General features: G+C 72.6%; 19 protein-coding genes. 6 read left to right on the top strand and 13 right to left on the bottom strand.

What is annotated here, in order from left to right:
* The first annotated feature begins 199 nt into the window (after window positions 1-199).
* From LNK82_RS32350 to iolD, 3 genes are read left to right on the top strand one after another with little or no spacing between them, the layout of a single operon-like run.
* Window positions 200-1,183, top strand: coding sequence for a Cgl0159 family (beta/alpha)8-fold protein (locus LNK82_RS32350; RefSeq protein ID WP_230570699.1), 984 nt, complete (start codon window positions 200-202; stop codon window positions 1,181-1,183).
* Window positions 1,180-2,061 carry a 5-deoxy-glucuronate isomerase gene (iolB, locus tag LNK82_RS32345; RefSeq protein WP_230570698.1) on the top strand — a complete coding sequence of 294 codons (882 nt, stop codon included), beginning with the start codon at window positions 1,180-1,182 and terminating at the stop codon, window positions 2,059-2,061. The genes LNK82_RS32350 and iolB overlap by 4 nt, the downstream gene beginning before the upstream one ends.
* Window positions 2,058-3,905, top strand: coding sequence for a 3D-(3,5/4)-trihydroxycyclohexane-1,2-dione acylhydrolase (decyclizing) (gene iolD, locus LNK82_RS32340; RefSeq protein ID WP_230570697.1), 1,848 nt, complete (start codon window positions 2,058-2,060; stop codon window positions 3,903-3,905). The genes iolB and iolD overlap by 4 nt, the downstream gene beginning before the upstream one ends.
* A gap of 14 nt (window positions 3,906-3,919) precedes the next feature.
* Here iolD and LNK82_RS32335 read toward each other — a convergent pair whose 3' ends face one another.
* The 3 genes from LNK82_RS32335 to LNK82_RS32325 form a co-directional block, all read right to left on the bottom strand.
* The gene (locus LNK82_RS32335) at window positions 3,920-4,279 is read right to left on the bottom strand and encodes a hypothetical protein (RefSeq protein WP_230570696.1); all 360 of its coding nucleotides are present in this window, start codon (window positions 4,277-4,279) and stop codon (window positions 3,920-3,922) included.
* Between the two features lies 1 nt (window position 4,280).
* A complete protein-coding gene (locus LNK82_RS32330) occupies window positions 4,281-5,114 on the bottom strand; it encodes a hypothetical protein (protein ID WP_230570695.1) in 834 nt (277 codons plus the stop codon).
* Window positions 5,115-5,219: 105 nt separating this feature from the next.
* Entirely contained in the window at window positions 5,220-5,906 is a 687-nt protein-coding gene (locus tag LNK82_RS32325; protein WP_230570694.1) for a Crp/Fnr family transcriptional regulator, read from the bottom strand.
* Window positions 5,907-6,252: 346 nt separating this feature from the next.
* Here LNK82_RS32325 and LNK82_RS32320 point away from each other — a divergent pair, with 346 nt between their 5' ends.
* Window positions 6,253-7,314 (top strand): NADH:flavin oxidoreductase/NADH oxidase, encoded by a 1,062-nt coding sequence (locus tag LNK82_RS32320; RefSeq protein WP_230570693.1) that lies wholly within the window; start codon window positions 6,253-6,255, stop codon window positions 7,312-7,314.
* 75 nt (window positions 7,315-7,389) lie between these two features.
* Here LNK82_RS32320 and LNK82_RS32315 read toward each other — a convergent pair whose 3' ends face one another.
* Window positions 7,390-7,575 (bottom strand): DUF3073 domain-containing protein, encoded by a 186-nt coding sequence (locus tag LNK82_RS32315; RefSeq protein ID WP_123745067.1) that lies wholly within the window; start codon window positions 7,573-7,575, stop codon window positions 7,390-7,392.
* Window positions 7,576-7,736: 161 nt separating this feature from the next.
* Here LNK82_RS32315 and LNK82_RS32310 point away from each other — a divergent pair, with 161 nt between their 5' ends.
* Window positions 7,737-8,618, top strand: a complete 882-nt coding sequence (locus LNK82_RS32310) for a DUF8083 family protein (RefSeq protein ID WP_230570692.1) — start codon at window positions 7,737-7,739, stop codon at window positions 8,616-8,618.
* On the opposite strand, the gene LNK82_RS32305 is transcribed toward LNK82_RS32310, so the two are convergent.
* The 5 genes from LNK82_RS32305 to LNK82_RS32285 all read right to left on the bottom strand — a co-directional run bounded on the left by LNK82_RS32305 (window position 8,571) and on the right by LNK82_RS32285 (window position 12,939).
* Entirely contained in the window at window positions 8,571-9,767 is a 1,197-nt protein-coding gene (locus tag LNK82_RS32305) for an MFS transporter (protein WP_230570691.1), read from the bottom strand. The genes LNK82_RS32310 and LNK82_RS32305 overlap by 48 nt on opposite strands.
* A gap of 46 nt (window positions 9,768-9,813) precedes the next feature.
* On the bottom strand, window positions 9,814-10,395 hold the full coding sequence (locus LNK82_RS32300) for an RsiG family protein (protein ID WP_230570690.1): 582 nt from the start codon (window positions 10,393-10,395) through the stop codon (window positions 9,814-9,816).
* Between the two features lie 60 nt (window positions 10,396-10,455).
* Complete coding sequence (locus LNK82_RS32295) at window positions 10,456-11,304, bottom strand: beta-keto acid cleavage family enzyme (RefSeq protein ID WP_230570689.1); 849 nt, start codon at window positions 11,302-11,304, stop codon at window positions 10,456-10,458.
* A gap of 103 nt (window positions 11,305-11,407) precedes the next feature.
* The gene (ygfZ, locus tag LNK82_RS32290; protein WP_230570688.1) at window positions 11,408-12,499 is read right to left on the bottom strand and encodes a CAF17-like 4Fe-4S cluster assembly/insertion protein YgfZ; all 1,092 of its coding nucleotides are present in this window, start codon (window positions 12,497-12,499) and stop codon (window positions 11,408-11,410) included.
* Window positions 12,496-12,939 carry a Fur family transcriptional regulator gene (locus tag LNK82_RS32285; protein WP_308257356.1) on the bottom strand — a complete coding sequence of 148 codons (444 nt, stop codon included), beginning with the start codon at window positions 12,937-12,939 and terminating at the stop codon, window positions 12,496-12,498. The genes ygfZ and LNK82_RS32285 overlap by 4 nt, the downstream gene beginning before the upstream one ends.
* Before the next feature lie 34 nt (window positions 12,940-12,973).
* Here LNK82_RS32285 and LNK82_RS32280 point away from each other — a divergent pair, with 34 nt between their 5' ends.
* Window positions 12,974-13,816, top strand: a complete 843-nt coding sequence (locus LNK82_RS32280; RefSeq protein ID WP_230570687.1) for an aminodeoxychorismate lyase — start codon at window positions 12,974-12,976, stop codon at window positions 13,814-13,816.
* Between the two features lie 607 nt (window positions 13,817-14,423).
* Here the strand turns inward: LNK82_RS32280 and LNK82_RS32275 are convergent.
* The 4 genes from LNK82_RS32275 to LNK82_RS32260 form a co-directional block, all read right to left on the bottom strand.
* Entirely contained in the window at window positions 14,424-16,985 is a 2,562-nt protein-coding gene (locus tag LNK82_RS32275) for a glycosyl hydrolase family 18 protein (RefSeq protein ID WP_230570686.1), read from the bottom strand.
* 133 nt (window positions 16,986-17,118) lie between these two features.
* Window positions 17,119-17,958, bottom strand: a complete 840-nt coding sequence (locus LNK82_RS32270; RefSeq protein ID WP_230570851.1) for a 5-oxoprolinase subunit C family protein — start codon at window positions 17,956-17,958, stop codon at window positions 17,119-17,121.
* Between the two features lie 86 nt (window positions 17,959-18,044).
* Window positions 18,045-18,650 carry a 5-oxoprolinase subunit PxpB gene (gene pxpB, locus LNK82_RS32265; protein ID WP_230570685.1) on the bottom strand — a complete coding sequence of 202 codons (606 nt, stop codon included), beginning with the start codon at window positions 18,648-18,650 and terminating at the stop codon, window positions 18,045-18,047.
* 115 nt (window positions 18,651-18,765) lie between these two features.
* Window positions 18,766-19,401 carry a heme-binding beta-barrel domain-containing protein gene (locus LNK82_RS32260; protein ID WP_230570684.1) on the bottom strand — a complete coding sequence of 212 codons (636 nt, stop codon included), beginning with the start codon at window positions 19,399-19,401 and terminating at the stop codon, window positions 18,766-18,768.
* Window positions 19,402-19,537: the final 136 nt, after the last annotated feature.

Raw genomic sequence — 19,537 nt, 5'->3', positions numbered from 1 at the left:
GATCGGATGAACATGGCCGGAAGATGTACGGAAACACCGTCACCAATCCTCGGTTAAACGAGGACCGAGCGCCCGCCAACCACCACCCCGTGTCCACCCCACCCCCAGCCCGCCCATCAACCCCAACCCCGACGACCCCGACGACCCCGACGGGTCCCGCCCGGTCAGCGCCCGGTCCGGCCGGAGCGGGAGGCGTCAGGTGATCAGCGACGAGCGGTGGGCGGCGCTGCTCGACACCAGGGCGACCGACCCGGCCGCCATCCGCCGCGCCTACCAGACCCGCCGCCGACGGAACCAGTTGCTGTCCGACCAGGGCACCCTGTTCCTGGTGGCGGCCGACCACCCGGCCCGCGGCGCGCTGGGCGTCGGCGCCGACCCGCTGGCCATGGCCGACCGCCGCTCCCTGCTGGACCGGCTGCTCACGGCGCTGGCGAACCCGGCGGTGGACGGGGTGCTCGGCACGCCGGACGTGATCGAAGAGCTGCTGCTGCTCGACGGCCTGCACGACAAGGTCGTCATCGGCTCCATGAACCGCGGCGGGCTGGCCGGTGCGGATTGGGAGATCGACGACCGGTTCACGGCCTACGACCCCACGTCGATCGCGGGCAACGGGTTGGACGGCGGGAAGATGCTGCTGCGCCTGGTCGACTCCGACCCCGGCACCGTGCCGACGCTGGAGAGCTGCGCGGCGGCGGTGTCGGCGTTGGCCGAACGCAGCCTGATGGCGCTGGTCGAGCCGCTGCCGTACGCGCGGAACGCGGTGGGGGAGTTGGTGTTGCAGAGGGACGCCGCGGCGTTGGCGCGGGCCGGGAGCGTCGCGGCCGGGTTGGGGGTGACGTCGGCGTTCACCTGGTTGAAGCTGCCGCCGTCACCCGATGAGGTGTTGGACGCGACGACGTTGCCGGCGCTCGTGCTCGGTGGCGTGCCGTCCGCCCGGTTGAGTGACGACCTGGCCTCGTGGGGTCGGTCGTTGCGTCACCCGACCGTGCGCGGGCTGGTCGTCGGGCGCGCCCTGCTCTACCCGCCGGACGGTGACGTGGCCGGGGCGGTCGACGCGGCGGCGCGGGTGTTGCGCACGGCGCGGGAAGCCACTCGATCGGGTGACGGTGAGACCGCCGGTCAAGCGGGGAGCCAAGCGGGGAGTCAAGCGAGCAGTCGAGCCGGGAGGGGTGTGGCGGGATGAGGCTGCATCGGCCGTTGGGCACGTTGGCGGACGGGGAGAACGCCGTCGAGCTCACCCCCGACACCGCCGGATGGGATCACGCCGGGTTGCGCGTGTTGTTGTTGCACCCCGGTGGGATGACCACGTTCGAGACCGGTGACCACGAGGCGTTCGTGCTACCGCTCTCCGGCGGCTGCGTGGTCGAGGTCGACGGCGAGCGGTTCGAACTGACCGGCCGGGACTCCGTGTTCACCCGAGTCTCGGACTTCGCCTACGTGCCGAGGGACGCCACCGTCCGCCTGTCCACGAAGGACGGCGTCGAGGTCGCCCTCCCCACGGCGCGCTGCGACCGCAGGCTGGCACCGAAGTACGGCCCGGCCGAGGACGTCCCCGTCGAGGTCAGGGGCGCCGGCAACGCCACCCGCCAGGTCACCAACTTCGGCGTCCCGGGTGTCTGGGACCACGCCGACAAGCTCATCGCCTGCGAACTGATCACCCCCGACGGGAACTGGTCGTCCTACCCGCCGCACAAGCACGACCACACCTGCGACGTCGTCAACGAGGAGATCTACTACTTCCGCATCGCCGGCCGCGACAAGATCACCCCATCGCGTGAAGGGTTCGGCTTCCACCGCACCTACACCGACGACGGCGACATCGACGAGGACGTGCTCGTCCGCGACGGCGACGTCTTCCTCATCCCCCGCGGCTACCACGGTCCCTGCGTCGCCGCCCCCGGCTACCCCATGTACTACCTGAACGTGCTGGCCGGCCCCGACCCCGAGCGTTCCATGGCGTTCTGCGACGACCCCGCGCACACCTGGGTCCGGGACACCTGGGCGCGCCAGGACCTCGACCCCCGCTGCCCCGTGACGACCGCCGAAGGACGGGTGGAATGAGGCTCACCACCGCACAAGCCCTGGTCCGCTGGCTCACCGCCCAGCACACCGAACTGCCCGACGGCCGACGGGCGCCGCTGTTCCCCGGCGTCTTCGCGATCTTCGGCCACGGCAACGTCCTCGCCCTCGGCAACGCCCTCGAAGAGGCCCTGCCGGACCTCCCCGTCTGGCGCGGCCACAACGAGCAGGGCATGGCGCTGGCCGCGGTCGGCATCGCCAAGGCCACCCACCGCCGCCAGGTCGGCGTCGCCACGTCCTCCATCGGCCCGGGCGCGCTGAACATGGTCACCGCCGCCGGCGTCGCCCACGCCAACCGCCTGCCCCTGCTCCTCCTGCCCGGCGACACGTTCACCAGCCGCGCGCCCGACCCGGTGCTCCAGCAGGTCGAGCACTTCGGCGACCCGACGACGACGGTCAACGACGCCTTCCGCGCGGTCAGCCGCTACTTCGACCGCATCACCCGGCCGGAGCAGCTGCTCAACACCCTCCCGCAGGCCGCGCGCGTGCTGACCGACCCGGCCGACTGCGGCCCGGTCGTGCTCGCCCTCCCGCAGGACGTGCAGGCCGAGTCGTTCGACTTCCCGGACGACCTGTTCGCCCCGGTCCTGCACCGCCCGCAACGCCCGCGCCCCGACACCCGGGCCCTCCTCGAAGCCGCCGCCACCCTCCGCGCCGCGCGCAAACCGCTGCTCGTCCTGGGCGGCGGCGTCCGCTACTCCCGCGCCGCCGGCCGCGCGATCCGCTTCGCCGAACAACACGCCATCCCCATCGCCGAGACGACCGCCGGCCGCACCGAAGTCCCCCACGAGCACCCGCTGCACGCCGGACCGCTCGGCATCACGGGCTCCGCCTCGGCCAACGCCCTGGCAGCCGAAGCCGACGTGGTCCTCGCCGTGGGCACCCGCCTCCAGGACTTCACCACCGCGTCGTGGACGGTCTTCGCCCCGGACGTCCGGATCGTCTCCCTCAACACCGCCCGGTTCGACGCCGTGAAGCACGGCGCGCTGTCCCTGGTCGCCGACGCCGACGAGGGCCTGCGCGAGCTCACCGACGACCTCGGCGACTGGCGGGCGGATCCGACGTGGGCCGCCCGCGCGGCCGAGGAGCGGGGCAAGTGGGACGCGCACGTCGACGGCCTGCGCGCCCCCGGCGGCACGCCGACGTACGCGCAGGTCGTCGGCGTGGTGAACGAGGAGTCCACCCCGGAGGACTACGTGCTGACGGCGTCCGGCGGGCTGCCCGGCGAGCTGATCGGCGGCTGGCGCGCGGTCGGCGAGGCGACCATGGACGTCGAGTACGGCTTCTCGTGCATGGGCTACGAGCTGGCCGGGGCGTGGGGCGCGGCGATCGCCCGGCCGGACGGCGTGGTGACCGCGCTCGTGGGCGACGGCTCCTACCTCATGCTCAACTCGGAGCTGTTCTCGGCGGCGTTCGCCGGGCACGGTTTCGTGGCCGTGGTCTGCGACAACGACGGCTACGCCGTGATCCACCGCCTCCAGACCGGCCAGGGCGGCAAGGGCTTCAACAACCTCTACGACGACGTGGCGACACGGCACGCGCACCCCCCGCGCACCGATTTCGCCGCGCACGCCGCCTCGATGGGCTGCGCGACGTTCCCGGTGGACGACCTCGACGGCCTCCGCGACGCCTACCGGAAAGCCCGGGAAGTCGCGAGGACCGAGCACCGCCCGGCCGTGGTCGTGATCCGCACCCACCCGTCCTCGTGGACCGAAGCGGGCGCGTGGTGGGAAGTCGGCGTGCCGGAGGTGGCGCACCGCCCGGAGATCACCGCGGCGCACGACGAGGTGGCCGCCGGCAAGGCGAAGCAGCTCCGCTACCTCTGACCCGGCCCGTCGGCTCACCGCCCCGCGGTGGCGCCCGCCGCGAAGTCCTCGGCCACCCGCGGCAGGGCGGGGCCCAGGTCGTGCAGCACCGCGCGCAACGGCCCGGCGGCCTCGGGGCGTTCCCACAGCATGGTGTGGATCGAACCGCGCCACTCGGTGGTGAACTCGGCGCGCGCCAGCTCCAGCCGCGCCCTCGGCACGGCGACGAGCCGGCTGCGCGCCTCGTCCATCCGGGCGCTGACCAGGTCGACCAGGTCGGGGGCGAGGGCCGCGGCCACCCGGGTCCGCAGGTCGGACCACTGCTCGGTGTCCGCCACCGTCGCCAGCGCGCCCGCGGCCGCGCCGGCGAGGAGTCTCAGCGGTTGCTCGCGCACCTCACGCCCTCTCGTCGGTGTCCCTGCGGTAGCTCGGGCCGAAGTGCGAACCCCGCTGGTCGTTGCGGTCGAAGTGCTGGATCACGTCGGCCTTCTGGTGGGTCACGTGCGCGTCGTGGCCTGCCTGGATCACCGTCGACCCGCCGGAGGCCACCGCGTTCTGGTTCACCGACGCCGGCGAGTTCACGACGGGCGAGACCGGGTCGGGCGGCACCGGGGCGCCCGGTTCGGCGTCCGGCGCGCTGTCCAGCACCAGCGCGTGCACGTCACCGCTCGGCAGCCACATCCACCCGTGCCCGCGGAACGCCTTCACCCGCACGTCCACCCGCCGGAAGTCCTCGGGCCGCAGCGTGGTGTACCCGGCGGCGACCAGCGACGTGAACAAGGAGTCCGACAGCACCACGACGAGGTCCGAGCTCGGCGACTGCTCCAGCGCCGCGTGCGCCGGCTCGCTGTTGAGCAGCCTGCTGACCAGCACGGCGTCCTGCCCGGGGTAGCCGTTGGCGCCCTCGACCGTGGTGCCGAAGTGGATCGCCATCCGCAGCCGCAGCTTCGCCTCCGGCACGCGGTAGCGGTTGGTCGCGGCCAACTCGGCGTCCAGCGCGCGCACGTACCGGTCGACGACGTCGCCCTCCGGCGTCGTGGCGGGCAGCACGGCCCACTCCTCGTCGCCCTTGGCCTGCCGCCGCCACGTCGAGCGGTCCAGGCCGGCGGCCGCGCCGGCCCGGTCCAGGCTGCGCACCAGCAGCTCCTGGAGCTCGCGCTGGAGCAGGTCGTCCGCCGACCCGTAGCTCCTCAGGTCACAACACACCAGCAGACTGCGCTGGAAGCTCATCGGCCAAGCCTTTCGACGGGTGCTGACGCACTGCGGACACACGACTGCGCAGAGTCACTGTGGACTACTGCATCGGCGGGAATCCCGCAGAAATGCGGTCTCGCGTCAGAAGCCCGCGAATTTCCTCAGCCCCGCCAGATCCGGCACCAGCACGTCACGCCTCAGGTGACTCACCACCACCCCCGCTTTTCGCAGATCGGAGAACGCCTTCTCGGCCGTTCTGGGCTTCATCCCGGCGATCGAGGCGAGTTCCACCTCCGTCAGCGGAATTCCCAACGTCCACCCGTGGGCCTCTTCGCGCCCGTAGGTCTGCACCACTTCGGCCAGCACCCTGGCCACCCGTTCGGCGGCCGGGTGGGACAGGAAATCCCGCCGGCGCTGGTTCGCCCAGCGCAGCCGGTCGTTGATCATCCCGATCAATTCGACGAAGACGTCGTTGCGCCGGTGCAGGAAGGCCATCAGCTCACCGCTGGTGATCAGCTTCGCGACCACGTCGCCACAGGTGACGACGGTGGCCGAGCGCGGCTTCTGGTCCAGCGCGGCCATCTCGCCGACCAGGTCGCCCGCGACCCTGATCGCGAGCAGCGCCGTGTCACCCGTCTCGTCCGTGGTCTGCACCTTGACCACGCCGTCGAGCAGCAGAAGGACATGAGTGTCCTTCGCGTCCTGCTCGATGACCTCGCGGTCGGCCGTGTACCGCACGACCGTGCCGATGTTCAGCAGCTCTTGTCGGGTGTTGTCTCGGAGGCGACCCAGGAGGCTGTTGCTGGGCCACCCTGGATCCTGCGTCATCGTGGTCGGCATGGGCAGCATGTGGATCCTGTTACTGTCGTGACCGGCGGGAACTTCCAATGGGCCGACCTGCGTCGGGCGGCAAGTGATGGTCTCCCCGAACGTGCTGCGGACAGTACACCCGAATGGGCGTAACTGGTGTCCTCTTGTTCGGCGTTTTGCCGGTCGACCTCCCATTGAAGATCACGTGCGAATGCACGAGCAATACCGAATCGAATGGAATTGCGCAGCTCCGGTGAGGTGGGACGGGTGCCACACCCGGGAACAACGGGCCGATCCGGCGAGCTTGGACGTGGTGACGCGCCGCAGGGCCGTCGTCGTACCGGAACGCCCCCAGGAGTCGCACGTGAGCCAGCTGTTCAGCCCGCTGACCCTCCGCACGGTCACGCTGCCCAACCGCATCGCGGTCAGTCCCATGTGCCAGTACTCGGCGCGGGACGGCCACCCGAACGAGTGGCACCTCGTGCACCTCGGCTCGCGCGCGGTCGGCGGCGCGGGCCTGGTGCTCACGGAGGCGACCGCGGTGCAGGCCGTCGGGCGCATCTCGCCCGAGGACACCGGGCTGTGGGACGACGCGCACGTCGAGTCGTGGCGGAAGGTCGTGGACTTCATCCACGCGCAGGGCGCCGTCGCCGGCGTGCAGCTCGCCCACGCCGGCCGCAAGGGCTCGACCTACGCGCCGTTCGCGCCGCAGCGGGGTGGGGTCGCGGACGCCGACGGCGGCTGGACGCCCGTCGCGCCGAGCGCCGTGCCGTTCCACGAGACCTACCGGACGCCGGCCGAGCTGGACGAAGAGGGCATCGCGGGTGTGGTCGCCGACTTCGCCGCGGCGGCGAAGCGCGCGCTGGCGGCCGGCTTCCGGGTGGTCGAGGTGCACGCCGCGCACGGCTACCTCCTGCACGAGTTCCTGTCGCCGCTCAGCAACCACCGCACCGACGCCTACGGCGGCTCCCCGGAGAACCGGACCCGCCTGGTGCGCGAGGTCACGGCCGCCGTGCGGGAAGCCGTCGGCGAGGACGTGCCGGTGTTCGTGCGCATCTCCGCCACCGACTGGGTCGAGGGCGGCTGGACCGCGGAGGACAGCGTCGTGCTGGCACGCGACCTCGCGGCCCTGGGCGCCGACGTGATCGACGTGTCCACCGGTGGCAACACGCCCACGGCGGACATCCCGATCGGCCCCGGCTACCAGGTGCCGTTCGCCGAGACCGTGCGGCGGAAGGCCGACGTGCCCACCGGGGCGGTCGGCATGATCACCGACGCCCGGCAGGCCGAGCAGGTCCTCGCCGATGGCTCGGCCGACCTGGTGCTGCTCGGCCGGGAGTTCCTGCGCGACCCGTACTGGCCGTTGCACGCGGCTCGGCAGTTGGGGGTGCAGGTCAGCCCGCCGAGGCAGTACGCCAGGGCGTAGTTGGGCCCGCTGCAAAGGTTGGGCTGCCGGTCTGGACAACCGGCAGCCCAACCTCAGCAGCGGGTGTTGTGTGTGTCAGCGACGGTAGTCGTCGTATTCGTCGTCCGACGGGTCGTCGAAGCGTTCTTCGCTTCGGCGAACACCTGCGGACTCGCCGCCGGACAGCTCGCGTTGCAAGGCGTCGACGTCGATGTTGTGAGAGCTGTATTTGAGCTCCCGCGCCACCTTGGTCTGCTTGGCCTTCGCTCGGCCGCGCCCCATGGCTCGACCCCCTCGCACAGGGACGGGGGCGGCCGGGGGAACGGCGGCCCCACTCGTCTCGACAACTAGTTCCTGGTAACTACCGTACCGTGTCGAAGGGGTTCCCCGCGACGCGGTAGGCGTGACACGTCCGCCAAATCTCACCGTGGGAGGATGCGCGGGTGCCTCAACCGTTCGTCGCCTACCTCAGGGTGTACGAACCGCTGTCGGCTCTTGACGCACCGTTGGCCGATCAGGTGCGAAAAGCCCTGGAAGACGGGGTCTTGAGCCGTGCGGACGTCGGCGCGCGCGAACGGGAGCTGTGGTTGCGATCACAACTGGCCCGACCGCGTCGCCTCCTGCCCGGTGAGCGGTCGGACGGCAGCGTCGCGCCCGACGCGCCGTTCGACGTGATGACCATCAGCCCCGCCGAAGTGCCGGGGGAGGTCGGACCCGGTCCGCTGGTCTGCCCGCTCGACCTGCGCGCCCGGTCGGCCGCCGCGCTCGTCGGCTTCCTGGCCACGGCCACCGGCCCGTTGCGGGAGGAGGCCGTGGCGGTCGAGCCGGAGGAGATCCGGTCGCGGGCGTCGGCGGTGATGGCCGAGCTGACCGCGGGTGCCGTGCACGTCATCTCGACCACCTGGACGGTGCCGCTGCCCTGGTTCGCGCTGGTCGAACCGGAGGCGCGGCGGGTCGTGCTCGCCCCGAAGGGCGACCCGGAGCGGCAGGTCTCCTGGCGGGTGTCCATGGCGGACGCCCGCGCGCGGGTGGCGCGGGCGCACCGGGTGGTGTCGAGTTCGCTGGGCGAGGCGGGTCCGGCCAAGGTGCTCGCGGACACCGGGCGCTGGCTCGACCACTTCGCGCCCGACTCGGCCGTCGAGCTCGACTACGGCGGGTTGGTGCAGCTCATCGACGACGAGGACCTGCTCGAGGACAGCTCCGCGACCGACGTGAACGCGATCGTGGACGCCCTGGAGTCCGGCGACGCCGAGGAGGTCGCCCTCCGGTACGAGCGGCTACGGGAGTTCTGGGGCGAGCTCGCGCGCCGCGAACGGCACGGCTAGCAGCACGCGGGCGCCCACGGCCGCCGCCGCGGCCAGGAGCAGGGCGGCGGGCCAGCCGATGCCCACCGCGACCAACCCGGCCAGCGGCGGCGTGACGGTGGCGCTGAGGTAGTTGGCCGTGTTCTGCATGCCGAGCGCGATCCCGGTCCGGCCGGGAGGCGCCAGCTCGCCCGCCGCGGTGATCGCGACGCCGTTCCAGCACAGGGCCAGGGCGGCGGTGGGCACGAGCACGGTGGCGAGCACCCACACCGGGGCCCGGTCGAGGGCCGCGCACAGCGCGAACCCGATCGCGATCAGCACGCTCAGCACCTTCAGCGGCTGGACGCGGGTGGCCGAACGGTCCGACCACACGCCGACGAGCAGTCGACCGACACCGCCGCTGACCTGGGCGGCGGCGAACAACCCGGCCGCCAGTCCCACGGCCACGCCCCGGTGGTCGTGCAGGAGCTCGACCATCAGGGCGGCGGCGGTGAACTGGGGCACCACCAGCAGGCCACTGGCCGTGCTGAGCCGGATCAGGGCCGGGTCCTTGAGCACCAGACCGTGCCGCCCCTGGCCGGACCGCACGGCCCACGGCGGTTCGCGGACCCACAGCGCCACCGCGATCGCGACGAACCCGGTGAAGCCCGCCAGCGCCAGGAACGCCACCGGCACGCCCGCCCGGAGCGCGACCACCGGCAGCACGGCGGCGGCCAGGGCCGCGCCGAGCGGGGTGGCGGTCTGCCGGATGCCCATGGCGAAGCCCCGCCGTTGCGCGGGGAACCAGGTGAGCACCGCCCGGCCGCTGGCCGCGTTGACGCTCGCGCCGAACATCCCGACGCCGACCAGCGCCAACCCGGCGACCACGGGCCCGTCGAAGGCGGCCAGGGCCAGGCACGCGGCCGCGCCGAAGCCGCCGACGGCCATGACCAGCCGCTCACCGCGCCGGTCGGCCGCCGCGCCCCACAGCACGAGGGTGAGCATCGTGCCCAGGTTGACCGCGCCGAGCAGCATCCCGACCTGCGGCAACGACAGCCCGAAGTGCGCGCGCAGCTGAGGGGTGATCGCCGGCAGGCCCAGGAACACCGCGGCGTTGGCGCCCTGCGCGACCGCGCCCACGGCGAGCACCACCCAGCGGTACCGCGGCGAGGTCGAACGTCGTTGTGCCATCGACCAGCCACGTTAGGCGGCTGGTTCACATGTCGGGAGTGTGATCCTATTCCTTGGAACGGCCGGGGTTGGCCGGCCAGCCCCGCTCCGCGGCCAGCAGCTCGTCCACCGAGGCGCTGCCGCTCTGGTAGCGCCCGGCGATCTCGGCGTTGAGCTGGTCGACCACGGCCTGCACCTCGCGCCGCCGTGACGAGACCGAGGCCTCTTCGCCGACGAACACCCGCAGCGCCAGGATCAGCTTGTCGTCCGTGAGCGCGCTCACGTCCGACAGGTCGACGTCGGAGACCAGGGCCTCGACGTGCCGCCGGTGCGCCTCCGCCCGTGACGGCTCCTGCGTCTGGTAGCGCCCGAGGCCGGTCGCGGGGCCGACGGCGTTCGACGCGAGGATGGTCGCCAGCTGGTCGACCACCGCCGAACCGCCGGACGTCCGCCGCTCCTGCTCGGCCCGCACGATGTCGATCCGCGCGTGCAGCAGTCGCCGCAGGTACGACAGGTCGGTCTCCTCCTGCGCCGCTTCGTCGCGCAACGCGCGCACCTCGGCGAGCGGGAGCCGCTCGACCCCCTCGGTGTAGTCGGGGGCGAGCACCCGGTCGATACGGCGGCGCCCGCCAGGACGCACCTCGATCACGTACTCATCCTGAGGTAGTTCGTGTCCACCCGCCAACACAAACCTGCTTCCAAAGTTGTCTCAAACCTGTACCGGACTGCGCACGCCCAAGAGCGCACGTGCGTCCGCGGGCGACAGCGGCGGGCGCTGGGCGATCTTCGCCAGCCCCGCCGCGCGAGCGACCAGTTGCGCGTTGTCCCGGACCGGCTGGCCCTTGGCGTACGAAATGGTGTCTTCCATGCCCACCCGCAGGTGGCCGCCGGCGGCGAGCGCCGTCAGCATCACCGGCAGGGTGGTCCGCCCGATGCCCGTCGCCGAGAACGACGCGCCCTCCGGCAGCAGCCGCAACGCCGCCACCAGCGTCTCCGCGTCGCCAGGCATGCCGCCCGGCACGCCCATCACCAGGTCGACGTGCACCTTGCCGCCCGCGGGCAGCCCGTGCTGGTCCAGCAGCCGTCGCAGTGACGCCAGCTGGCCGATGTCGAAGATCTCGTACTCGGGGACGATGCCCCGCTCCTGCATCCCCTTGTGCAGCGCGACCACGAACTCCCAGCGGTTCAGGAACACGTCGTCGCCGAAGTTCACCGTGCCCATGGTGCAGGACGCCGAGTCGGGCAGGGCGTCGAGCACCTTGAGCCGGTCGGCCTCCGGGTCGGTCACCGCGCCGCCCGTGGACAGCTGCACGACCAGGTCCGTCTGCTCGCGCAGGGCGGCGACCGCGGCCTTGAGCAGCCCGAGGTCCAGCGACGGCCTCGTGTCCGCGCCGCGGATGTGCACGTGCACCATCGCGGCGCCGACCTGCTCGCACGCCCGGGCGGCGGTGACCAGCTCCTCCAGCGTGACCGGCAGCTGGGGCACGTCGGCCTTCGCGTGCTCGGCCCCGGTGGGCGCGACGGTGATCAGCGTGCCGTGGAATCCGGGTCGGGACATGTCGTGATCCTGGCACAGAACCCGTTCGGGCTAGCGCCTCAGCGGTCACCCGCGGGCCCGGAACCGCAGGCAGGGGAAGTCGCCGGTTTTCCGGTCCGGACGATCACCGGCCCAGGTTGCGCGCCGCCTCGCGGCCGAGACCGGGGGTGTCCGGCGGCACCGAGTCGGGGTCGACGTTCGCCTGCACGCGCCGGTCCTCCGCGCCGACCAGCAGCTCGGTCTCGGGCGAGACCGACCGCTTGACCAGCGCCAGCACGATCGTGCCCAGCTCGTGGTGCAGGGCGACGCTGCCGACGCGGCCGACCACGCGGTCCTCGACCAGCACCGGGTCACCGGTCTCCGGCTGGACCTCGCGCGACCCGTCCAGGTGCAGCAGCAGCATCCGGCGCGGCGGCCGGCCGACGTTGTGGACCTTCGAGACCGTCTCCTGGCCCCGGTAGCAGCCCTTGTCGAGGTGCACGGCCTCGCCGATCCAGTTCACCTCGTGCGGGATGGTCTTCTCGTCGGTGTCCACGCCGAGCCGGGCGTGCAGGGACTCCACCCGCAGCGCCTCGAACGCCCAGCTGCCGGCCGGGCGCGCGCCCGCGTCGGTGAGCCTGCCCCACCAGTCGGCGATCCCGCCGCGCGGGACGACCAGGTCGACGGCGTCGTGGCCCGGCCAGGTCGTCCGGCGGGCGAAGCCGCCCTCCAGGGCGACCACGCCGTGCGGACCGGCGGGCAGCGGCAGGTCCAGCTTGGTGAACAACGCCTCGAGCTCCGGGCCGACGACGGTCAGCACGGCCAGCTCGGCCGTCGCGTCCCGCGGCTCGACCTTCGACCAGAAGACCATCTTGGTCAGGTACGCCAGCAGCTCGGCCGCCCGCGACGCCTCCGTGTCGAGGTAGACGACACCGCCGACGTTCGCCACCACGACGTGGTGCTCGACCCGGCCCTGCACGTCCAGGATCAGCGCCTCGGTGCCCTCGTCCTCGCCGAGCGCGGTGAAGTGCTGGCTGGTCAGCGAGTGCAGCCAGGTCAGCCGGTCGTCGCCGGGCACCGCGAGCACGGCCCGGTTCGACCGGTCGAACACCGCGACCGACCGCGCCGCCGAGCGCTGCTCGGCGAACGGGTCGCCGAAGTGCCACGGGACGCCCTGGTCGGGGGCACCCTCGAACGGGGCGACGGCGCCGGGGGCGGTCAACAGCGGTGAGTTCACTCGGACTCCTTCGGTGCGCTCAGGCACTCGCGGCACGTGCCGGACAGCGCGAGGTGGCTCGCATCAAGTTCGAACCCGTGCTCGGCCCGCAGTGTTCCCCCGAGGGGGGAGAGCAACTCGCACGGCACCTCGTCCACCCGGCCGCACCGGTGGCACACCAGGTGCACGTGCTCGTGGGCGTGGACCGAGTAGTTCGGCGCGCCGTGCCCGAGGTGGGTGTGCCGGACCAGGCCGAGCCGGTCCAACAGGTCGAGCGTGCGGTAGACCGTGGTGATGTTGACCGTCGGCGCGGTGACCTGGACGCGCTGGCAGATCTGCTCGGGTGTGGCGTGGCCCAGTTCGCGCACGGCGTCGAGCACGAGCTGGCGCTGGGGCGTCATCCGCATGCCGCGTTCGTGCAGCGTCTTGCGCAGGGCTTTCGGGGCGCTGGCGGTGTCCACGAATCCGATGGTAGGCCGTGAGTAGTCTCACGGTATGCGCGTGCTCGCACTACTGGACGGAACGCTGGCCGACCCCGACGCCCCGCTGATCCGGGTCGACGACTTCGGCCTGATGCGCGGCGACGGTGTCTTCGAGACCATCCTCGTGGTCGACGGCAAGCCACGGGAGCTCGCACCGCACCTGGACCGGCTGGCCCGCTCGGCAGCCATGCTCGACCTGCCCGAACCCGACCGCGCGGCGTTCGAACGCGCCGTCGACCTCGTGCTGGACAACTGGGCGGGCGGCGCGGAGATCGCGCTCAAGCTCGTCTACACGCGGGGTGTCGAGGGCGGCGACGGCACGCCGACCGGCTTCGCGCTCGGCATGGACATCTCGCCGAAGGTGATGGCGCAGCGGGCCGAGGGCATCGCTGCGGTCACCCTCGACCGGGGCATCGAGCCGGGGTTGATGGAACGCGCGCCGTGGCTGCTGCTGGGCGCCAAGTCGCTGTCCTACGCGGTGAACATGGCGGCGATCCGCGAGGCGGAACGGCGCGGCGCGGCCGAGGTCGTGTTCACCACGTCGTCCGGCTCGGTGCTGGAAGGCCCCACGTCCACCCTGATCATGGCCCGCGGTCGGACCCTGACCACGCCGCCCGCCGAGCTGGGCATCCTGCCGGGCACCACGCAGGCTGCGCTGTTCCGGGCCGCCGGGCGCGAGGGCTGGGCGGTCGAGGTGCGGCCGATCGAGGTGGAGGAGCTGTACTCGGCGGACGGCGTGTTCCTCGTGTCGAGCGTCCGCAAGATCACCCGCGTGCACACGCTGGACGGCAAGACGCTGCCGGACGCCGCGGCGCTGCACGGGCAGCTGGCGGCTCTGTACGAGTCGGAGTACTGACGGTGAGGCGGCCTCCCGCTGCAACGGGAGGCCGCCCGCTCGGCCGCTCGTCCAAGGCCGTCCCGAGCCCCCGACCGGGGTAGGCCCATGGTCGGGCACGACCGGTGGTCCCAGCCAGGCCCTCGGGCTGTTGCCGAACGCCGAAACGCACGGCGTCGGCATGACCAGCAGCGGCAACGGGGTTCCGTTGCGCGTTGCGCAGGTGTTGCACGACCGGTTGGACGTCGGCGCAACGCCCGCCGCCGGACGAAGTCCGGTTGAAGGCGTCCCTGTGACCGAGCCGTCGGCAACCCCGGCCAGGGACGCGTTGGCCGCCGAGCTCAAGCGGTTGAGCGACTCGAGCGCGCGGTCCTTGCGGGACCTCCCTCGCCGTGGCGATCGCGAGGGAGTTGGGTGGCGACGCCGAGCACGTGGAACAGCTGTGGGAGGCCGCCGACGCCGAGCGCCGGCCCGGTGGTCGGGAGCTGGGTGAGATCGACCTGGAGGGCGACGAACGCGAACTGCTGCGGGACCGTGCAGCTCGACGGCAGCCGGCGGCCCCTGCTCGAACCGCCGGTCTGTTCCTGAGCGGGGCGGCCTCCCGCGGTGACGGGAGGCCGCCGTCGCGTCACCTCAGGCCGGCGTCCACGGCGTTGATCAGGGTGCCGTTGGCGGTGTCGCCGGACATCTCCCAGATCATCGCGCCGAGCAGGCCGCGCCGCTTGAGCCACGCGGTCTTCTGCTGGATCGCCCACACGTCGTCGAACGTCCACCACTGCCCGCCGTTGCCGGTGAAGCAGGACGTCGCCACGGCGGCCTCGTCGTGGTGGACCACGCAGTTCGGCACGCTCGCCAGCAGGTTCGAGTACCCGCGCGTGCCCGCCTCCTCGGCGAACTGGCCCGGCGCGGCGCCCGTCGCCGACTGCCACTCGCCGTTCTTCGCCCCGGCCTGGACGCCCTGCCAGCCGCGGCCGTAGAACGCCAGCCCGATGGTGATCTTGCGCGGGTTCACGCCGGCCGACGTGTACGCGTCCACCGCGTTCTCCACGCTGAAGTGGAACGGGTACGGGTCGTCCCCGTCGGCGTGCAGGTTGCCCTGGTGGCCGGTGCGGCCGGGCTCCCACGAGTTGTCGCTGCCCGCGCCGTGGAAGTCGTAGCCCTGCACGTTGAAGACGTCCAGGGACTTCGCCACCTGCGGCAGGTCCCACCCGGCCTCGATCTTCGCCGGGTCGGCCGGGGTGAACGCGGTCAGGTCGTACCGCCTGCCCGTCTGCCCGCCCAGCTCGTCCAGCTGCCGGCGGAACTCGTCGATCAGCAGGGTGTTGTTCCGCTTGTCGTCCGGGCCGACGTGGTTGCCCGCGTGCCCCTCCGCGCCCGGCCACTCCCAGTCGAGGTCGATGCCGTCGAAGACGCCCGCCGCCGTGCCGGGGCCGCCCGCCGCGTTGTGGACGGGCAGGTTGCCCTTGATGTAGACGTCCAGGCAGGACTTGACGAACTTCTTGCGCGCCGCGTCCGTGGCCGCGACGTCGGAGAAGTACTTGGAGTAGGTCCAGCCGCCCAGCGAGATCAGCACCTTCAGGCGCGGGTGCTTGGCCTTGAGCTTGCGCAGCTGGTTGTAGTTGCCGCGCAACGGCTCCCAGCCGGTGTCGCCGACGCCGTCCACGGACTGCGCCGCGCTGAACGGCCTGCTGTAGTCGGCTTCCGCGTCACCCGCGCCGTCGCCCTGGTTCGGGTCCTGCGGGTCGGGCGAGGTGCCCTTGGTGACGCCGTGCAGGCAGGTCAGGTTGACCGGGTCGATGTTGCCGAACGCGTAGTTCAGGTGCGTCAGCTTCGCCGCCGTGCCGCTGGTGTCCAGGTTCTTCACGAAGTACTGGCGGCCGTAGATGCCCCACTGCACGAAGTACCCGACCCGGGCGTACCCGTCGACGATGTCCGAGGTCGACGCCGTGACGGCGTTGCTCGCGGCCGACACGTTGTCGTACAGGTCCCGGGCGCGGACGGTGAACGTGTAGGCGGTGGACGGTGACAGGCCGTCGACGCGCGCCGTCGTGCCGGTGACGGTCGCCTTCACCGCGGTGCCCTGGTAGACGTCGTAGTTGGCCACGCCCCGGTCGTCGGTGGCCGCGTCCCAGCTCAGCGTGATGCTGCCGGCGTCCTTGGCGGTGCCGCGCAGGTTCGCGGGCGCGGTCGGCGGCTGGGTGTCGTCGGCCGGGTTGTTCGTGGTCACCGCCAGTGCGTTGGACGCCGTGGACAGCGTGCCCTTGGTGTCCTTGGCCTTCACGGTGAAGGTGTAGGCGGTGTTCGGGGTGAGGCCGGTGACGGTGGCGCTCGTCGACGTGACCGCGGTGGCGAGGGTGGCGCCGTGATAGACCTCGTACCCGGCGACGGGCAGTGAGCCGGGGGTCGAGGCGGTCCACGCCAGGGAGACGGTCTTGGTGGTCTTCACCGGCGAGTGCAGGGCGCCCGGCGGGGTGGGCGGCGTGTCGGGCGTGCCGTCGCAGTTGGCGTTGTTCACGCGGCAGGTGACCGGTTCGGCGGCCCGGCTGAGCGTGAACGTCGGGCTGTACGGCTCGGTGGAGCGGCGCGCGCCCACGCTCCGGTTGTAGTGCACCGGGTTGAGCGTGACGGCGTTGCCGGTCTGGCTGATCGTGGCGTGCTGCGCGCCGCTCGCCGTGACGCCGGCGGGCAGGGTGAAGGTGATCGACCAGTCGGCGAGCACCGCGTCGGTGTTGTTGTTGACGACGAACTTGCCGGTGGAGCCGGTGAGGCTGAAGTCGGCCGTGGTCGGCGCGGGCGGTGGTGGCGGTGGGCCGCTGCCGTCGCAGTTCGCGCCGTTGACCGTGCAGGTCGTCGGGTCGACGGCCTGGCTGAGGGCGAACGTCGGGCTGTACGGGTCGGTGGTGCGGCCCGGCTGGAGGGTGCCGATGTAGAACGCGGGCGTCAGGGTCACCCGCGTGCCGGTCTGGGTGGTGGTGGCGTGCCGCGCGCCGCTGACAGTGACGCCGGCGGGCAGGTCGAACTTGATCGACCAGCCGGAGACGGCGGCGGTCGTCGGGTTGGCGACCACGAACGCGCCCGTGGTGCCGGTCCTGCTGAACGTGGCGGTCAAGCCGGTCGCGGCGGCGGCCGGTGCGGACAGCGCTGCGGTGGCCAGCACGAAGGCCAGGAGCGCGGTGAACGGTCGGCGCATCAGGGTGTGCCTCTCGAGTGCGGGGACGGTCGAGAACCACGGCGGCCTGGGTTGTGCCGGTCCTTACCGGGACTGTGCCGAACGTAGGTCGTGCGGCGGTCGTTGACAATGGGTCTAGACCAATTGCGTCCGTTCAGCCGCGTGGCGCGAAGCGCAGGCGGGTGCCGGGCCCGGCCTGCCCGAGCAGCGGGAGGACGTGCGCGGCGACCACGCCGATCACCGGGTAGCCGCCGGTCGTCGGGTGGTCGGCGAGGAACACGACCGGCAGGCCGTCGGCCGGCACCTGCACCGCGCCGGTGACCAGCCCTTCGCTCGGCAGCTCCTGCCCGACCCGGCACGCGGTCCGGTCCAGCGCGGTGCCGGTGAGGCGGATGCCGACGCGGTTGCTGCGGTCGGACACCGTCCAGCGGCCCTCCCGCAGCCGGCGCGCCGGGTCGTCGAACCAGTCGTCGCGGGGGCCGAGGTGGACGGGGACGACCAGGTCGTCCGGGGTCCGCGCGGGGATCAGGACGTCCACGCCCACGGGCACGCCGGTCGGGTCGCCGAGGGGCAGTTCGTCGTCGGGCCGCAGCGGGGCGGGGCCGAGGCCGGAGAGCAGGTCGGTGGACCGGCTGCCCAGCTCGGCCGGGACCGCGATGCCGCCGGACACCGCGACGTAGGACCGGAGGCCGCCGGTGGGCGTGCCGAGGGTGAGGGTGTCGCCGGGCGCCAGGTGCAGCGGCGAGTCGCGCAGGACGCCGTTGACCAGGGCCGGTGTCGAAGGGCCGGTCACGGCGACGGTGCAGGAGGCGTTGGCGCGCAGGGAGAGGCCGCCGAGGAGCACTTCGAGGCAGGCGGCGTCCTCGGGGTTGCCGACCAGGCGGTTGGCGAGCGTGAGCGAGTGCGGGTCGAGGGCCCCGGAGGGCGGGACGCCCAGGTGCGCGTTGCCCGGCCGGCCCAGGTCCTGGACCAGGGTCTGCGGACCCGTGCGCAGGACGGTGAGGGTGCGTGGGCGTTGAACTCGGGGGTCCTGGACGTAGGACTCTCGCGTGCTGGAGGTAGGACTCACGCGGTGGGTTGTCACCGGACGGCCTCGAAGCGGACGCGGTCGCCCGGGGTGAGCAGGGCGGGGGTGGGGCGGCGCGGGTCGAACAGGGGCGCGTCGGTGCGGCCGATCAACCGCCAGCCGCCGGGGGTGGCGCGGGGGTAGGCGGCGGTGAACTCGCCCGCCACGCCCACCGAGCCCGCCGGGACCCTGGTGCGCGGCGAGTCGAGGCGCGGTTGGCGCAGCGGCTCGGGCAGGCCGGTCAGGTAGGCGAAGCCGGGCGCGAACCCGCAGAACGCGACCCGGTACTCCGCGCCGGTGTGCAGCTCGACCACCTCGGCCGCGGTCAGGCCCGCCGTCTCGGCGACCAGGTCCAGGTCCGGGCCGTCGTAGTGGACCTCGATGACGACCTCGTCGCCGTCGACCTCGGCGTGGCCGACGAGGTCCGCCGCGGTCAGGAGCTTCCGCACGGCCGCCGCGCCGCCCGGCCTGGTGACGATCAGGACGGTGCGGGCGGCGGGGACGAGCTCGACCAGGTCGGGTAGGTCGGCCGCCGCGACGGCGGCGCGCACGGCCTCCACCTCGCCGAGCGAGTCCACCTCGACGAGCAAGCCGTCCGTGCCGCAACGCCGCAGCTGCATGAGACCAGGTTAGTTGAGGATTGTTGAACAATCCAAACCCGCGCCGACCGCGAGGGCGCGAACGACCGACTTCCAGGCGACCGAGCCCGCCGTCTGCGGAGCAGCGGCAATCAACTCAGCCGACGACGCGCTGCAGGTGGGCCGAGGTGTGCGGCTGGAGCGGTTGGCCGACCATGGCCCGCTCCTCGACGTACGCCAGGTCGCCGTTGTTCACGATGCCGTACAGCCGCTGAGCGCCGACGACCTCCTTGGCGGTCGCCGTGCGCACCACCGCGTCCGTGGTGATCTCCCACGACGTCTGGTTGCGCGGCTTGCCGTAGTACAGCTCCACGATCCCGGTGTTGTGCGTGATCAGCACCTCGATCGTGTCGTCCGGCTGCGGGCGCCAGAAGCCCGTCTCCCGCGCCGCCTGGCGGATCACGCCGCCGTTCTCGTCCAGCAGCCAGGCCCGGGCCTCGTAGTACAGGAACGGCCTGCCGTCGTGCGCGAACGTGATCTGCTGCCCGTACCGGAACGGGCCGTCGATCGTCGGGTACACGACCTCGCCCTCGCCGCGCCAGACGCCGACCAGCGGCAGCAGCGCGAGGCACGCGTCGTGCAGCGAAGGACCGGTGCGCAGGTTCGCCGTGTCCGCCGGGATCGGCAGGTCGTCGAACTGCGGCAGGTTGCGCGCCCCGGTCACCGAGGCACGCGAAGCGGCGGCCTGCACGGCCGCGTCACCACTGCCCGGAACGGGCCCGTTGTCGCTCACCGCTGGTCGGAGAACAGTCGGTACACCACGTACCCGGCGAACCACACGACCAGCAGGGACACGAGGACCAGCAGTCCTGTGAAGAAGTGTTCCACCCGCCCAGTTTAGGCACCCGGGCCCGGACGCCGCCGCCCCC

Source organism: Saccharothrix luteola (genome assembly GCF_020859565.1).
GTDB classification, from domain to species: domain Bacteria; phylum Actinomycetota; class Actinomycetes; order Mycobacteriales; family Pseudonocardiaceae; genus Actinosynnema; species Actinosynnema luteola.
Note: the sequence above shows the minus strand (reverse complement) of the source record. Positions and strands in the feature narration are given on the sequence as shown.

Coding starts and splice junctions, on each gene's coding strand:
- iolB (WP_230570698.1), top strand. CDS start 1,180: ATGAGGCTGCATCGGCCGTTGGGCACGTTGGCGGACGGGGAGAACGCC.
- iolD (WP_230570697.1), top strand. CDS start 2,058: ATGAGGCTCACCACCGCACAAGCCCTGGTCCGCTGGCTCACCGCCCAG.
- LNK82_RS32330 (WP_230570695.1), bottom strand. CDS start 5,114: ATGAGCTTCCAGCGCAGTCTGCTGGTGTGTTGTGACCTGAGGAGCTAC.
- LNK82_RS32325 (WP_230570694.1), bottom strand. CDS start 5,906: ATGACGCAGGATCCAGGGTGGCCCAGCAACAGCCTCCTGGGTCGCCTC.
- LNK82_RS32315 (WP_123745067.1), bottom strand. CDS start 7,575: ATGGGGCGCGGCCGAGCGAAGGCCAAGCAGACCAAGGTGGCGCGGGAG.
- LNK82_RS32305 (WP_230570691.1), bottom strand. CDS start 9,767: ATGGCACAACGACGTTCGACCTCGCCGCGGTACCGCTGGGTGGTGCTC.
- LNK82_RS32295 (WP_230570689.1), bottom strand. CDS start 11,304: ATGTCCCGACCCGGATTCCACGGCACGCTGATCACCGTCGCGCCCACC.
- LNK82_RS32280 (WP_230570687.1), top strand. CDS start 12,974: ATGCGCGTGCTCGCACTACTGGACGGAACGCTGGCCGACCCCGACGCC.
- LNK82_RS32275 (WP_230570686.1), bottom strand. CDS start 16,985: ATGCGCCGACCGTTCACCGCGCTCCTGGCCTTCGTGCTGGCCACCGCA.
- pxpB (WP_230570685.1), bottom strand. CDS start 18,650: ATGCAGCTGCGGCGTTGCGGCACGGACGGCTTGCTCGTCGAGGTGGAC.